General features: G+C 72.2%; 12 protein-coding genes. 10 read left to right on the top strand and 2 right to left on the bottom strand.

Going from position 1 to position 15179, the window contains the following annotated elements; translation table 11 throughout:
• Positions 1 to 172: 172 nt before the first annotated feature.
• The gene (locus Q1N79_RS09765; RefSeq protein ID WP_300607135.1) at positions 173 to 1453 is read right to left on the bottom strand and encodes a GNAT family N-acetyltransferase; all 1281 of its coding nucleotides are present in this window, start codon (positions 1451 to 1453) and stop codon (positions 173 to 175) included.
• A gap of 166 nt (positions 1454 to 1619) precedes the next feature.
• Here Q1N79_RS09765 and Q1N79_RS09760 point away from each other — a divergent pair, with 166 nt between their 5' ends.
• The 10 genes from Q1N79_RS09760 (at position 1620) to Q1N79_RS09715 (ending at position 14500) form a co-directional block, all read left to right on the top strand.
• Positions 1620 to 2702: a PP2C family protein-serine/threonine phosphatase gene (locus Q1N79_RS09760; protein WP_300607132.1), complete on the top strand. Its 1083-nt coding sequence runs from the start codon at positions 1620 to 1622 to the stop codon at positions 2700 to 2702.
• A gap of 383 nt (positions 2703 to 3085) precedes the next feature.
• Positions 3086 to 4033, top strand: coding sequence for a squalene synthase HpnC (gene hpnC / locus Q1N79_RS09755; protein ID WP_300607130.1), 948 nt, complete (start codon positions 3086 to 3088; stop codon positions 4031 to 4033).
• 2 nt (positions 4034 to 4035) lie between these two features.
• Positions 4036 to 4998 carry a squalene/phytoene synthase family protein gene (locus tag Q1N79_RS09750; protein ID WP_300607127.1) on the top strand — a complete coding sequence of 321 codons (963 nt, stop codon included), beginning with the start codon at positions 4036 to 4038 and terminating at the stop codon, positions 4996 to 4998.
• Positions 4995 to 6584 (top strand): hydroxysqualene dehydroxylase HpnE, encoded by a 1590-nt coding sequence (hpnE, locus tag Q1N79_RS09745; RefSeq protein WP_300607124.1) that lies wholly within the window; start codon positions 4995 to 4997, stop codon positions 6582 to 6584. Before Q1N79_RS09750 ends, hpnE begins: the two co-directional genes overlap by 4 nt.
• Entirely contained in the window at positions 6581 to 7597 is a 1017-nt protein-coding gene (locus Q1N79_RS09740) for a polyprenyl synthetase family protein (protein ID WP_300607121.1), read from the top strand. The genes hpnE and Q1N79_RS09740 overlap by 4 nt, the downstream gene beginning before the upstream one ends.
• A complete protein-coding gene (gene shc, locus Q1N79_RS09735) occupies positions 7594 to 9474 on the top strand; it encodes a squalene--hopene cyclase (protein ID WP_300607118.1) in 1881 nt (626 codons plus the stop codon). Before Q1N79_RS09740 ends, shc begins: the two co-directional genes overlap by 4 nt.
• On the top strand, positions 9471 to 11027 hold the full coding sequence (gene ispH / locus Q1N79_RS09730) for a 4-hydroxy-3-methylbut-2-enyl diphosphate reductase (RefSeq protein ID WP_300607115.1): 1557 nt from the start codon (positions 9471 to 9473) through the stop codon (positions 11025 to 11027). The genes shc and ispH overlap by 4 nt, the downstream gene beginning before the upstream one ends.
• Positions 11028 to 11032: 5 nt before the next feature.
• Entirely contained in the window at positions 11033 to 12031 is a 999-nt protein-coding gene (hpnH, locus tag Q1N79_RS09725; protein WP_300607112.1) for an adenosyl-hopene transferase HpnH, read from the top strand.
• Positions 12032 to 12188: 157 nt separating this feature from the next.
• On the top strand, positions 12189 to 13796 hold the full coding sequence (locus Q1N79_RS09720; RefSeq protein WP_300607109.1) for an ABC transporter permease: 1608 nt from the start codon (positions 12189 to 12191) through the stop codon (positions 13794 to 13796).
• 26 nt (positions 13797 to 13822) lie between these two features.
• A complete protein-coding gene (locus Q1N79_RS09715; RefSeq protein WP_300607107.1) occupies positions 13823 to 14500 on the top strand; it encodes an ABC transporter ATP-binding protein in 678 nt (225 codons plus the stop codon).
• 4 nt (positions 14501 to 14504) lie between these two features.
• On the opposite strand, the gene Q1N79_RS09710 is transcribed toward Q1N79_RS09715, so the two are convergent.
• On the bottom strand, positions 14505 to 15179 hold a 675-nt coding region (locus Q1N79_RS09710), incomplete at its 5' end, for a serine protein kinase RIO (protein ID WP_300607104.1).

The raw sequence follows: 15179 nt of genomic DNA, 5'->3' as shown, positions 1-15179 counted from the left end.
TCGCGGGGGCCGGGGCCGGGGCCACCGGGCGGCGGACCGCCGCGTTCGGCGGACGCCGGCTCCTCGCGCGCGGCGGCCCCGGCCAGCTGATCGGGCCGCGGACGCGACACGTCCCTGGCCCGCATCGCGGCACTCAGCGTGACTTTCATGCTCGCCATTCATCCAGTGTCGGTCAGAAGATCCGCGGGCACCAGGGGGCCGGGTCCCACGACATCGCGGCGGACAGCGGCGCCAGGGCGCCGGCCCGCAGTTCGGTGACCAGCCCGGCCGCGGCGAGCGAGCCGATCCTGGTGCCGCCAAGGTAGGCGGCGCCGAGCTCGCGGATGTCGAGCGCGACGTCGGCCGGATCGGCTGTCCGCTCGCAGGTCGCGCCGCCGGCCGGGGCCGGGACCGGGAGCGCCCCGCCGGCGCGCAGCCGCCAGCGGCCCGCGTTGGCGGGCAGCAGTTCGTCGGTGACCTCGAGCACGACGTCGACCGGGCAGCAGTACCGGCGGGCGGTCAGCGCCTGCGGCAGGTCGACGACCCGCACCCACAGCCCGTCCGCGACCTGCGCCCGTGCCCGGCGCGGGTCGAGCAGCTGGTACAGCACCGGGTCGTCGGACGGCCGCAGCCGCGCGATGACCTCCGATACCAGGTCGCGGCTGAGCAGGTCGCGCCACAGCGCCGCGCCGGCGGCCGGGTCCGCCGCGATCAGCTCCCTGACGACGATCACGGCGTCGGGCAGGAACGTGGCTTCATCCCAGCGGCCGTGCCCGGCGTAGAGCGCGTAGCCGCGCGGGCCCGACACGTCCTCGGCGAGCAGGCAGCGCAGCGGGCTGAAGCCGTTCCGCTCCTCGGGCGGGTCCTTGAGCACCCGCTCCCACCAGGCATCGTTCCTGGCGAAGAAGCCCGGCTGGGACGCCAGCACGGTGTCGTAGACCTTAGCGAGCTCGGCGGGGACCGCGGCCGGCGTGGCGATGCGCAGCCGCAGTCCGGGGTCGGACGGCGCGGGCAGCGCGAGCGCGCCCTCGCCGCGCAGGAACCGGAACGACGCGTGGGTCGACGCCCGGCCGTATCCGTACCGTCCGTACAGCGGCGTCTCCGAGGCCCACAGCGCCGCGATCGGTTCGCCCCTGGCGGCGATGCCGGCAAGCTGACGGCGCATGAGCGAGCGCAGGATGCCACGCCGCCGGTACGTGGGAAGCACCGCCACGGCGGTGACGCCGGCGGTCGGCACGACCCCGCCGGGCACGCACATCGGGAAGCCGTACGCGCCCGCCGTGCCGACCGGCCCGGCGCTGGCGGGCAGTGCCGGGTCGAACGCCGCCAGCGATCGGTCCGCCTCGAAGAGGCGGCCGAGCAGCGGCAGGTCGCGCTCTGGCGGCGGGCCGGCGTGGAACGCGTGCTCGGCCACGGCGTGGAAGGCAGCCAGCTCATCGCCGGTGACCGGGCGGATTGGATACGGGTCTGCCATGGTCGCCTTCTTATCCTGCCAGACCCGCCGGACGTCAACCGATTTCGCAGACGGCGGACGGCAGCGGCCCGGCAGGAGCGTGGCGCCGCGTGCGGCGACAACGATTAGCGGATACCCTGCGCCCGTCATGGTTGTTCGCTCACCCGCCGGACTCACGCGCACAGTGATGCGCAAGCTGCGTGCTGCGGGGGGATGGCTCAGCGACCAGGCCCGGCAGCAGTTCATCACCAGGAACCGGCGGGTCGCGTTCGGCCTCACCCTGGTCACCGTGGTGATCGCCGTAGCGGCCGTGCACGTGTCCGTGTGGTGGTTCTCGCCCGGGGTGATGATCCTGCCGATCCTGTGCGGCGGCTTGCTGCTGTGGCCGCGGGCGCTGCGGATCCTGTTCGTCATCGCGGGGATCGGCGTCGCCTACGACGTGGTCAAGGACAAGGCGGGGGCGGGGATCGTCGCCACGATCGTGGTCACCGCGTTCTTCGCTGACGTGCTGGCCAGGACCAGGGGCAAGCTTGGCACCCGCGGGCTGCGCGCGGACCGGATGATGATCGAACTGCGGGACCGCATCCGCGCGCAGGGCACGCTGCCCGAGCTTGGCGAGGGCTGGGGCTCGACGGTCGTGCTGCGGCCGGCCGGCGGCTCGTCGTTCGGCGGCGACTTCGTGGTCTCGAGCTGCGAGGGCAGCTCGCTCGAGGTCGCGCTCGTCGACGTGTCCGGCAAGGGGATGGACGCGGCCACCAGGGCGCTGCTGCTTTCCGGCGCGTTCGGCGGCGTGCTCGGCTCGGTCCCAAGGGATTCGTTCCTGCCCGCCTGCAACGCGTACCTGCGCCGCGGCAGGGCCCCCGAGGGGTTCGTGACCGCGGTGCACCTCGCGGTCGACCTCGTGTCCGGCGAGTACACGCTGTCCTCGGCCGGGCACCCGCCGGCGGTGCGCTTCGACGCGAACACCGGCCGGTGGCAGGTCAGCAGGGCGCGCGGGATCGTGCTCGGGGTCGTCCCCGACCTGGCCAGCGTCCCCGACATCCCGGACAAGGGCGTGCTCCGCCGCGGCGACGCGATCATGCTCTACACGGACGGGCTGGTGGAGGCGCCGCGCCGGGACATCGACGAGGGCATCGAACGGCTGCTCGGCGAGGCCGAACGGCTCGTGGTCGCCGGCTTCAGGACAGGCGCGCCGGAACTCGTCACCGCCATGCAGCGTGCCATCGGCAGCGCCGACGACTGCGCCCTTGTCCTCATCTGGCGCTCATAGCGCCGTCGGTGTCCGCCCGGATTGTTTCCGTCGTGTGTCCAGGCCCGCAATTCCGCGCGGCCCAGGTGAACACGTGCCGAAATCGGCTCGGCTAACCCGCGGGCCGCATCCCCGCGAGTTACCGGAACATGACGCGCACGTCACCTATCGGCCGATAACAAGAGCACGATCCGCGCAGGTCAGCGCGTTGCCTGTGAGTCTTTAGGGATTCCTTAGCATATCGGCATTAGCTGTTGCAAACCAATTTAGGAGCGCAATGCGCCGGGCCGGCCGCTTGCCATGCCAGTTCCGCCGGCTTACCGGCCGCCGTTCTCCGACATCGGCGTCATGTGACGCAAGCGTCATTGTTTGCAATTGTTTGTGACCTGTGCGCAAATAGACAGGTGGCTGGCAGTGGATTGGGCAGCCGGGCAGGGGCCAGCGACCTGGACGAGGAGGCGCCCGCGCCTGGCATGGCGGTCGCGGCGCAGGTCTCGCTGGCGGTCGCGGCGAAGGCCTGTCGGGAGAACTTCCCTGTAGCCCTTCGCGTGCTGCCGCGTGCCTGGCGGGCCGACCTCACGGCGCTGTACGGGTTCGCTCGCCTGGTCGACGACATCGGCGACGAGCCGCTGCCTGGCATGCCCGCGGACGCGAGCCCGCAGGCAATCCGGGCCACCCGGCTTCGCCTGCTCGACGACCTCAAGCGCGACGTCGCGACGATCTACGACGGCGGCCGGCCGGAACTGCCCGCGATCCGCGCGCTGCAGCGGACCATCGACGCGAACAACATCCCGCGGCAGCCGTTCGACGACCTCATCCAGGCCAATCGCCAGGACCAGCTGGTCAGCCGCTACGAGACGTACGCGGACCTGGCGAAGTACTGCGAGCTGTCCGCGAACCCGGTCGGCCAGGTCGTCCTGTACATCGTCGGCGCGGCCACGCCGGAGCGGCTGCGCCTGTCGGATAGCATCTGCACGGCCCTGCAGCTCATCGAGCACTGGCAGGACGTGGCCGAGGACCTGGGCAACGGCCGGATCTACCTGCCGCGCGAAGACCTGGCCCGCTGCAACGTCACCGAGGCCGACCTGGCCAGGCCGGCCGCCAGCCCGGACGTCGTCACGCTGATGACATTCGAGACGAACCGGGCGAGGGCGCTCCTCGACGCGGGCGCCCCGCTGGCAGGCACGCTGAAGGGCGCGGCCAGGCTCGCGATCTCGGGCTACGTGGCCGGGGGGCGCGCGGCGCTCGCGGCCATCGCCGCGGCGGGCTATGACGTGCTGCGCCGGACGCCGAAGCCGGGCAAGGCCGCCACGCTGCGGAACATGGTCAGCTGCTACGTCAGGGGGAGGTGAGCGTGGACGCGGACGAGGCGTACTCCGAGTGCGAGCGGATCACCTGGTCGCAGGCGCGCAACTTCGCCTACGGCATCCGGCTGCTGCCGCCGCCCAAGCGGCGGGCGCTCGCCGCGGTGTACGCGTTCGCCCGGCGGATCGACGACATCGGCGACGGCGACCTGCCGCCGCAGGACAAGGCGGCCAGGCTCGAGGCGGCGCGGGCTCAGGTGCACGCCCTCGTCGCCGCGGCCGATAACAGCGCGGCCGCTAACAGCGCTGCCGATAACTCCGCGGCCGGCAGCCACGCTGACCCGCTGGACCCCGACGACCCCGTGCTCACCGCGCTCGCGGACGCCGGCCGGCGGTTCCCTGTTCCGCTGGCCGCGTTCGGCGAGCTGATCGACGGCTGCCTGGCCGACGTCAGCCAGGCCAGCTACCAGACCTTCGAGGACCTGCTCTGGTACTGCCGCTGCGTGGCCGGCTCGATCGGCCGCCTCTCGCTTGGCATCTACGGCGCGCGGGACCCCGGCAGGCAGAACCGCATGGCCGACGACCTGGGCGTCGCGCTGCAGCTCACCAACATCTTGCGCGACGTCCGCGAGGACTACCTCAACGGCCGCGTGTACCTGCCGGCCGAGGACCTGGCCAAGTTCGGCTGCGAGCTCACGCTCGGCCAGCCCGAGCCGTTCCAGACCGACGCCCAGCAGGCACGCTTCGCGAGCCTGGTGGAGTTCGAGGCGGCGCGCGCCCGTGAGTGGTACGCGTCGGGAATGCGGCTGCTCGCGACCATCGACCGGCGCAGCGCCGCGTGCACCGGCGCGATGGCGGGCATCTACCGGCGCCTGCTCGAGCGCATCGCCCGCCAGCCGAACGCCGTGCTGGTCGGCCGGATGTCGCTGCCTGCCGGGGAGAAGGCGCTGGTCGCCGCCCAGGCGCTCACGGGCGTCGACCGCTGGAAGACGCGCAGGGAGGCAGCCAGGTGAGGGCGGTCGTGATCGGCGGCGGGCTGGCCGGGATCACCGCCGCGATCGCCCTGGGCCAGGCCGGCGCGGACGTCACGCTGCTCGAGGCAAAGCCGCGGCTTGGCGGCGCCACGATGTCGTTCAGCAGGGACGGCCTGGTGGTGGACACCGGCCAGCACGTGTACCTGCGCTGCTGCACGGCCTACCGCGGCCTGCTCGACCGACTCGGCATGGCCGTCCACGCGCCCCTGCAGGCCCGCTTCGACGTGACCGTCCTCACCCCGGCCCGCCGCACCAGGCTGCGCAGGAACCGGCTCCCCGCCCCCCTGCATATGCTGCCGGCCCTGGCCAGGTACCCGCTGCTTTCCTATCCCGAACGATCCCGGGTGCCTGCGGCAGCCCTCGCCATGCGCCGCGTCGACCCGGCGGACCCGGCGACGGACGAGGTGCGGTTCGGTGACTGGCTCGCCGCGCACGGCCAGGACGAGCGGGCGCGCCGCGCGCTGTGGGACCTGTTTTCTGTCTCCTCGCTGAACGTCCCAGGCGACGAGGGCTCGCTGGCGCTGGCCGCCACGGTGGTGCGCACCGGGCTGCTCGGCGGCGCGGGCGCCGCCGACATCGGCGTGCCCGCGCTGTCGCTCGGCGAGCTGCACGGCGCGGCCGCGGCGCGGCTGCTCGGCAAGCTCGGCGCCACCGTGCGGGTGAACGCCAAGGCCGCCGCGATCGACGCGAAGCAGGGCGGCGCCGCGTTCGGGGTGCGGATCGCCCGCGCGCAGGACCCGGACGAGGTCATCGCCGCCGACGCCGTGGTGCTCGCGGTGCCGCACGAGGCGGCCGCGAAGCTGGTTCCCGCGGGCGCGCTGCCCGCCGCGACCGTCGATGGCTGGGCCGGGCTCGGCGCCGCGCCGATCGTGAACGTGCACGTGATCTACGACAGGAAGGTCATGGACGTGCCGTTCGCGGCGGCGGTGGACTCGCCGGTGCAGTGGGTCTTCGACCGCACGCGGATCTCCGGCATGCACGCCCGCGGCGACGACGGGCAGTACCTGGCGATCTCGCTGTCGGCGGCGGATGAGCACGTGGACGTCCCGGCGGCGGCGCTGCGCGAGCAGTTCGTCCCCGCGCTGGCCGAGCTGTTCCCGGCCGCGCGCGAGGCAACCGTGACGGAGTTTTTCGTCACCAGGGAGCGGCGGGCGACGTTCCGCCAGGTGCCGGGGACCGCGCGGCTGCGCCCGAAGCCGGCGACCGCGCTGCCCGGCCTGGTGCTCGCCGGGTCGTGGACCGACACCGGCTGGCCGGACACGATGGAGGGCGCCGTGCGCAGCGGCCTAAACGCCGTGCTCGCCCTGCGCGAGGCGCTGGAGGGAACCGCCACCCGGCCCGGCGCGCACATCCGGCCCCGCGCGGACGGCAGAGCCGCGTCCCCGGCGGACGCGAACGACCCGCCCCGGGCGGACAGAGCCCCGCCCCCCGCGGACGCGAACGACCCGTCCCCCGCGGACGGCGCCCCTCCCTCCCCACCGGGATCGAATGGGCATGTGCCAGGAATTGTCGAGGATGCCGTGAATCAAGTGAGCAACGCGAGAGTAAAGGGGGTGCGCTCGTGACGGTCGTGATGCCTGCCGGTGTCGCCGTGGCGCGTGACCTGGTTGGACCGGCGACGGAGGCCGCGCTCAGCCGGCTCAGCCCTGGCGTGCGACGGGTCGCCGCGTATCACTACGGCCTCGCCGACGCGGACGGCAACCCAGTCCGCGTGGGCAGCGGCAAGGCGCTGCGCCCCGCGCTCGCCCTGCTGTCCGCCCGCGCCGCCGGCGCGGCCCCGGAGCGCGGCGTGACCCCCGCGGTCGCGGTCGAGCTCGTGCACAACTTCTCGCTGCTGCACGACGACATCATGGACGGCGACACCGAGCGGCGGCACCGGCCGACAGCGTGGACGGTGTTCGGCGTCGGCGCCGCGATCCTCGTCGGGGACGCGATGCTGGCGCTCGCCAACGACCTGCTGCTCGAGGAGATGGCGCCGGGCGGCCCCTGGGCGGCGCGCTGCCTGTCCACCGCCGTGCAGCGGCTGATCGCCGGGCAGGGCGAGGACCTGGCGTTCGAGAAGCGCGGCGACGTGACGCTGGCCGAGTGCCTGCAGATGGCAGGCGACAAGACGGCCGCGCTGATGGCCTGCGCCTGCACGATCGGCGCGGTGCACGTGGGCGCGCCGCCGGAGATGGCGATGGGCCTGGCGGAGTTCGGCGGGCACGTGGGCCTGGCGTTCCAGCTGACCGACGACCTGCTCGGCATCTGGGGCGCGCCTGAGGTGACAGGCAAGCCGGTCCGCTCCGACCTGCGCGCCCGCAAGAAGTCGCTGCCCGTGGTCGCGGCCCTGACCAGCGGGACGCCGGCCGCCAGGGAACTGGCGCAGATCCTGGCCAGCAGCGGCGAGCTCACCGAGGACGACCTGACCCGCGCGGCCGACCTCGTGGTCGCGGCCGGCGGCAGGCAGTGGGCCGAACAGGAGGCCGACCAGCGGCTGGCCGCCGCCGCCGACAGCCTGGACGGCATCGGCGTGTCCGCCGACGTGCGCGCCGAGTTCATGGCGATCGCGGAGTTCATCACGGCCAGGCAGTGGTGAAGGTCACAGTCACGGAGGACGCCACGGTCAGCGACGTCGCGGCCGCCGCGCTTGCGCGGGCGCGTGACCACCTGCTCGGCCTGCAGGACCCCGGCGGGTGGTGGCAGGGCGAGCTCGAGACGAACGTCACCATGGACGCGGAAGACCTGCTGCTTCGTCACTTCCTCGGCATCCTCACCCCCGAGCTCGCGGCCGAGTCGGCAGGCTGGATCAGGAGCAAGCAGCGCGCGGACGGCACCTGGGCGAACTTCTTCGGCGGCCCCGCCGACCTGTCAACGACCGTCGAGGCCTACGTCGCCCTGCGGCTGGCCGGCGACGAGCCCGACGCGCCGCACATGAAGCTCGCCGCCGACGCGATCACCGACAGCGGCGGCGTGACGGCGACCCGGGTGTTCACCCGGATCTGGCTGGCCCTGTCCGGCCTGTGGTCCTGGGACGACCTGCCGGTGATCCCGCCGGAGATCATCTACCTGCCGTCGTGGTTCCCGCTGAACATCTACGACTGGGGCTGCTGGGCGAGGCAGACGATCGTCGCCCTCGCCGTCGTCGCGTCGTTCAAGCCCGCCAGGCCGGTCCCGTTCACGATCGGTGAGCTGCACGCCAAGGTCCCCGGGCTGCCGGGAAAGGCCGGCCAACACGACCCCTGGTCACTGTTCTTCACCGGCCTGGACAAGGCGCTGCACAAGGTCCGGATCCCCGGGCGGGCCAGGCGCGCCGCGCTGCGCCGCTGCGCGGACTGGATCATCGCCCGCCAGGAGGCCGACGGCTGCTGGGGCGGCATCCAGCCGCCGTGGGTGTACTCGCTCATGGGGCTTAACCTGCTGGGCTTCGGCCTGGACCACCCGGTCATGAAGAAGGGGGTCGCGGGCCTGGAGCGGTTCACGATCAGGGAGAACGGCACCCGCCGCCTGGAGGCGTGCCAGTCCCCTGTGTGGGACACCGTGCTGACGATGACCGCGCTCGCCGACGCCGGCCTGCCGGCCGGCCACCCGGCGCTGACCCGCGCCGCGCGGTGGGTGCTCGGCGAGGAGATACGCCAGCGCGGGGACTGGCAGGTCCGCCGTCCGCACACGCCACCCGGCGGCTGGGCGTTCGAGTTCGACAACGACAACTACGCCGACACCGACGACACCGCCGAGGTGATCCTGGCGCTGCGGCGCACCGCGGTTGACGGCCGTCAGGCCATCAACCGGGGGCTGCGCTGGCTGGAAGGGATGCAGTGCAAGGACGGCGGCTGGGGCGCGTTCGACGCGGACAACACCCGCGAGCTGGTGACCAGGCTGCCGTTCTGCGACTTCGGCGCGGTCATCGACCCGCCGAGCGCCGACGTCACCGCGCACATCGTGGAGGCCTTCGCCGCCGAGGGCCTGGCCGGCGAACTGGCCTGCCGCCGCGGCGTGGTCTGGCTGCTGCGCAACCAGGAAAGCGACGGGTCGTGGTTCGGCCGCTGGGGCGCCAACTACATCTACGGCACCGGCGCCGTCGTGCCCGCGCTGATCGCCGCCGGGGTCAAGCCGGGCAAGCCGCAGATCCGCCGCGCGGTCGGCTGGCTGCAGGCGCACCAGAACGCCGACGGCGGCTGGGGCGAGGACCTGCGCTCCTACGACGATCCGGCGGGCTGGTCGGGCAAGGGCGCCTCCACCGCCTCGCAGACCGCCTGGGCGCTGCTCGCGCTGCTCGCCGCGGGCGAGCGGGACACCGCGGCCGTCACGCGCGGCGTCCGCTGGCTGGCCGCCACCCAGCGGCCCGACGGTACCTGGGACGAGCCGCAGTTCACGGGGACCGGCTTTCCTGGCGACTTCTACCTGAACTACCACCTGTACCGCCTGGCCTTCCCCGTCAGCGCGCTCGGCCGATATGTGAGGTACGAGTCATGACCGAGACGATCCCGCAGCCAAGGACCGCCGGCGCGGCTGACACCGCCGAGCCCGCCGGCGCGACCGCGGGCCTTGTGGTGCTCGCGCCGCTGCGGCTTGAGGCCAACGCGGTGCGCCGCGGCCTGCGCGACCCGGCCAGCCGCGTGCAGCGCACCGGCATGGGCGCCACCCGCGCGGCGAAGGCTGTCCGGGAGAGCAAGCCGGATTCGTTCGGCGCGCTGATCGTGATGGGCACGGCCGCGGGCGTCTGCCCGGACCTCAAGCCGGGAGACCTCGTCGTCGCCGCCGAGGTGACCGACGCCAGCGGCACGGTCTCGCTGCCCGGCGCCGAGCTGCTCGCGGCGGAACTGCGGCGGGCGGGGCTGCCGGCGCGGCCGGGGAAGCTGGCCACCGTCCCCTCGCTGGTGCGGTCTTCGCAGCGCGCCAAGCTCGCCGCCCAGGGCTACCTCGCGGCCGACATGGAGTCGGCCGTGCTCGTGGGCGCCGCCGACGGGCGGCCGGTGGCCGTGATCAGGGCGGTCTCCGACGTCGGCGTCGGGCCAGGGATCGTCAGCGGCGGGCTGGCGGCGCTGCGGTCGCTGCGGCTCGCCGCGCCGGTCGCCGAGCGGTGGGCCGCAGCGTGCGCGCAGCGGACGGTGCTGCTCGCCGGGCCGCGGTCGTTCTGCGCCGGGGTCGAGCGCGCCATCGAGATCGTCGAGCGGGCGCTTGACCTGCGCGGCGCGCCCGTGTACGTGCGCAAGCAGATCGTGCACAACACCCGCGTGGTCGCCGACCTGGAACAGCGCGGGGCGGTGTTCGTCGACGAGCTTGACGAGGTGCCGGACGGCGCGACCGTGGTGTTCTCCGCGCACGGGGTGTCGCCCGCGGTGCGGGACGCCGCGTCGGGCCGCGGGCTGTCGGTGATCGACGCGACCTGCCCGCTGGTGTCGAAGGTGCACGCCGAGGCGCGCCGGTTCGCCCGCGAGGGCTACACGGTCGCGCTGATCGGGCATGCCGGGCACGAGGAAGTGGAAGGCACCCTCGGCGAGGCGCCCGAATCGACGGTGCTCGTGCAGACCGTCGCTGACGTCGCCGCGCTGCGGCCGCGGGACCCGGACAAGGTCGCCTACCTGATGCAGACCACGCTCGCCGTGGACGAGGCCGCCGACGTGGCCGCGGCGCTGCACGAACGGTTCCCGCAGACGCGCGCCCCGGGCAGCGACGACATCTGCTACGCCACCACGAACAGGCAGGCGGCGGTGCACGCGGTCGCGCAGGACGCGGATCTCGTGCTCGTCGCGGGTTCGAAGAACTCCTCCAACTCGGTGCGGCTGGTGGAGCGCTCCCAGCGGGCGGGCACGCCCGCCTACCTGATCGACGGCGCCGCGGACATCGAGCTGTCCTGGCTGTCCGGCGTTTCCGTGGTCGGGCTGACCGCCGGGGCGTCGGCGCCCCCCGCGGTGGTCAGCGAGATCATCTCCGCGCTGTCCGGGCTTGGCGCGGTCACGGTGGCCGAGCGGGTCACCACAACCGAATCTGTCCAGTTCGGCCTGCCCAGGGAGGTACGAGGCTAATGTCTATGCCATTTCGCGTCAGCATGCGCATCGGGGCGCACCTGATGAAGCAGAAGCTGTCGGGCAACAAGAAGTTCCCGCTGCTCGTCGAGCTTGAGCCGCTTTTTGCCTGCAACCTCAAGTGCGCCGGCTGCGGCAAGATCCAGCACCCGGCCTCGGTGCTGAAGCAGCGGATGCCCGTGGAGCAGGCGATCGCGGCCATCGAGGAATCCGGCGCGCCGATGGTGTCGATCGCCGGCGGCGAGCCGCTGATGCACCCGCAGATCGAAGTGATCGTGGCCGAACTGATCAAGCGCAAGAAGTTCGTGTTCCTGTGCACGAACGCGCTGCTGCTGCCGAAGAAGCTCGACAAGTTCACCCCGTCGGCGTACTTCCGCTGGGTGGTGCACATCGACGGGCTGCGCGAGCGGCACGACGAGTCGGTCTCCAAGGAAGGCGTGTTCGACCAGGCCGTGGCGGCGATCAAGATGGCGCAGGAGCGCGGGTTCAAGGTCAACACGAACACCACGTTCTTCAACACCGACACGCCGCAGACCGTCATCGACGTGCTGAACTTCCTCAACGACGACCTGAAGGTCGACGACATGCAGATCTCGCCGGGCTACGCCTACGAGAAGGCACCGGACCAGGAGCACTTCCTCGGCGTGGAAGAGACCCGCGAGATGTTCCGCAAGGCGTTCGCGGACGGCCGCCGCAAGCGGTGGCGCCTGATGCACACGCCGCTGTTCCTGGACTTCCTCGAGGGCAAGGTCGAGTACGAGTGCACGGCGTGGTCGATCCCGTCGTACTCGCTGTTCGGCTGGCAAAAGCCCTGCTACCTGATGTCCGACGGCTACGTCCCGACCTACAGGGAGCTTGTCGAGACGACCGACTGGGACAAGTACGGGCGTGGCAAGGACCCGCGGTGCGCGAACTGCATGGCGCACTGCGGCTACGAGCCGTCGGCCGTCATCGCCACGATGAGCTCACTGAAAGAGGGAATCCGGGCCCTGCGCGAAAGCTAGCAAGCGCCGCGGATTCCTGCTTGTTCGCAGTTCCCATTCAGCGACCCCTCAGGTAAGCCCGCCAAGCTGTGAAATGGCGCGGCCGCGGGCGCGGGGCGGTTGTTCCCTGCGCGGCGAACCCGCGCCGCCACTAAAGCTGAGTCCGTTGAGGAGTCCGATGTTCTTCACGTACCTATGGCGCGAGCTGCGACGCCGCATGCGCCAGGCCCTTTTCATAGCAATAGGCCTGGCATTGGGAATCGGCCTGGTGATCACGGTGACCGCGGCGTCCGCCGGGGTCAAGAACGCCCAGGCCTCCGTCCTGCACTCGCTGTACGGCGTGGGCACGGACATCACCGTGACCAAGGCCCCGACCACCAGCACCAGCGGCGGCGGCGGGTTCGGGTTCAGCTTCACCCAGGGAATCGGGTCGAAGTCCCGGCCCAAGGCCGGCACCAAGATCGACGACAACACGCTCACCAGCGACATCACGCTGTCGTCCCTCAGCTCTACCTACGTGACCGACATCGCCAGGCTGCAGGACGTGGCCGCGGCGGCTGGCGGGCTGACGCTGACCGACCGGACCACCAGCGGCACGGTGCCTGCGATCAACTTCAACAACAGCGGCAGCAGCGGCAGCAGCGGCGGGTTCTTCGGCACCGGCGGCAGCAGCAGCAGCGGCAGCAGCAACCCGAGCAGCTTCCACGTCAGCATCGACAGCAACAGCTTCATCGTGAACGGCGTGGACATCGCCAACGGCGAGCTCGGCCCGCTCAGCACCGGCAAGATCAGCTCGGGGCGGACCTTCACCACGGCCGACGAGTCGTCCGACGTCGCGCTGGTCGACGCGAGCTACGCCACGTCGAACAAGCTGAAGGTCGGCGACACGATCGCGATCGGTGACTCCAAGAGCAAGGCGACCAACTTCAAGATCGTCGGGCTCGTCAGCGAGCCCGCGGGCGACACCCCGGCCGACGTGTACATCCCGCTAGGCGTCGCGCAGACGCTCGCCGACATGAAGAACGACGTCAACACGATCTACGTCGCGGCGAGCAGCTCCTCGGACATCAACTCGCTGGCGGGCACGATTTCCAAGGACGTGCCTGGCTCGACCATCACCGACCAGAACACGCTGGCCAGCGAGGTCACCGGGTCGCTGTCCAGCGCTGCGACGCTGGCCAATGACCTCGGCAAGTGGCTCGCGATCGCGGTCCTCATCGCGGCGTTCCTGCTGGCCAGCCTGCTCACGATGAGCGCGGTGACGCGGCGCATCAGGGAGTTCGGCACGCTCAAGGCGCTCGGCTGGAAGACCAGCCGGATCGTCGGCCAGGTCATGGGCGAGTCGATCACCGTCGGGATCATCGGCGGGGCGATCGGCGTCGGGCTCGGCTTCCTCGGCGCCGCGCTTGTCGGCAAGTTCAGCGGGCCGCTGACCGCGGACCTGGCGTCCAGCGTCACGGGCTCGGCCACGCCGGGCGGCGCCCGGTTCTTCGGCGCCGGCGGCACCGGCGCCGGCGGGTTCCCCGGCGGCGGCGCCGGCGGGTTCCCCACCAGCGGCGCGGCCCCCGGCGGGAGCACTACGGGCGGCAGCAACCCGTTCCGCGGCGCGTTCACGAGCGCGGCGCACCCGGCGTCGGCGGTAGTCCACCTGACCGCGACGGTCACGATCACCGCGGTGGTCGCCGCGGTGGTCCTCGCAGTCCTCGGCGGGCTGATCGCCGGTTCGCTCGGCGGCTGGCGGGCGGCGCGGCTGCGCCCGGCCGACGCACTGTCCAAGGTCGCCTGACCCGGATCCCAGGGAGAATACAAGTCATGTACAAGCTCACGGGTGTCACGAAGGACTACCCCAAGGGGCGCGGGACAGTCCACGCGCTGCGCGGCGTGGACCTCGATATCCCCGACGGCGAGTGGCTGGCCATCCAGGGACCGACCGGGCACGGCAAGACCACGCTGCTGCAGATCCTCGGCGGCCTCGACCGGGCGACCTCAGGCTCCGTCGATTTCGACGGGCGCGAGCTGACGAGGCTGCGGGAAACCCAGATGACGAAGATGCGGGCCGAGTCGATCGGCTTCATCTTCCAGACCTTCAACCTGATCCCCACGCTGTCCGCGCAGGAGAACGTGGAGACCGCGCTGGTCCCGCTCGGGGTCAGCGACGGCTCCCGGCGTGCCCGCGCGGCCGAGGCGCTGAGCTCGGTCGGGCTCGGTGACCGCCTGCGGCACCTGCCGGGCGAGCTGTCGGGCGGTCAGCAGCAGCGCGTGGCGATCGCCCGCGCGCTGGTGAAGGAGCCCAAGGTGCTGCTCGCCGACGAGCCGACAGGCAACCTCGACGAGGACACCCGCGACGAGATCATCGGCCTGCTCGAGAAGCTGTGGCAGCAAAAGGGCCTGACGCTGATCATCGTGACCCACGACAGCACCGTCGCCCGCCGGGCCCAGCGGCTCGGCACGATGCGGAACGGCAAGATCACGGTCAAGCAGAAGGTATGAGGGATCATTCCAGGCGCGCCTCCTGGTGCAGGAGGCGCGCCAGCTTGTCCGGGTCCGCGGCGGCCAGCCCGCGGGCGGCGAACCACGTCGCGGTGTTCCGGGCGTCCCTGGTGAGGAACGAGCGCCCGTTCGGATGGGAGATCACGTCGACCACCTGCGGCAGGTCGATCAGCACCAGCCTGCCGTGGTGCACGAGCAGGTTGTAGGCGGACATGTCCCCGTGCGCCAGCCCGTGCCTGGCCAGCGTGACGAGGGCGTGCACGAGCTGGCCCCACAGGCTGGCCAGCTCCGTGCCCCCCGGGCGGGTCTCGGCCGGCCGGGGCGCCGCGGTGCCGTCCGGGTCGCCGATGAATTCAAGCAGCACCTCGGTCCCGGTGATCTGCACCGGGTAGGGGACGGGAACCTTAGCGGCGTACAGCTCGCGCAGCGCACCGAACTCGGCGTTCGCCCACTGTTTGGCGATCATCTCCTTGCCGAACGCGGTGCGGCTGGCCATCGCGCGGCTTTCCCTGACGTCGCGGGTACGGCGGCCCTCCAGGTAGCCGGCGTCCCGGTGGAACAGCCGGTGCTGCGTCTCGCGGTACCGTTTCGCCGCGAGCAGGCACGACCAGCTCGTGCCCGGCACGCCCCGGCGGATGAGGTACACGTCTGCTTCCTTGCCGGTCTTCACGATGCCGAG

Origin of the sequence: Trebonia sp., from assembly GCF_030042015.1 — a bacterium.
In the GTDB taxonomy this organism is placed as follows: Bacteria; Actinomycetota; Actinomycetes; order Streptosporangiales; family Streptosporangiaceae; genus Trebonia.
Note: the sequence above shows the minus strand (reverse complement) of the source record. Positions and strands in the feature narration are given on the sequence as shown.

Excerpts from the sequence above, each read along its gene's own strand:
- Q1N79_RS09720 (WP_300607109.1), top strand. The coding sequence starts at position 12,189 with ATGTTCTTCACGTACCTATGGCGCGAGCTGCGACGCCGCATGCGCCAG.
- hpnH (WP_300607112.1), top strand. The coding sequence starts at position 11,033 with ATGCCATTTCGCGTCAGCATGCGCATCGGGGCGCACCTGATGAAGCAG.
- ispH (WP_300607115.1), top strand. The coding sequence starts at position 9,471 with ATGACCGAGACGATCCCGCAGCCAAGGACCGCCGGCGCGGCTGACACC.
- Q1N79_RS09715 (WP_300607107.1), top strand. The coding sequence starts at position 13,823 with ATGTACAAGCTCACGGGTGTCACGAAGGACTACCCCAAGGGGCGCGGG.
- Q1N79_RS09760 (WP_300607132.1), top strand. The coding sequence starts at position 1,620 with ATGCGCAAGCTGCGTGCTGCGGGGGGATGGCTCAGCGACCAGGCCCGG.
- Q1N79_RS09765 (WP_300607135.1), bottom strand. The coding sequence starts at position 1,453 with ATGGCAGACCCGTATCCAATCCGCCCGGTCACCGGCGATGAGCTGGCT.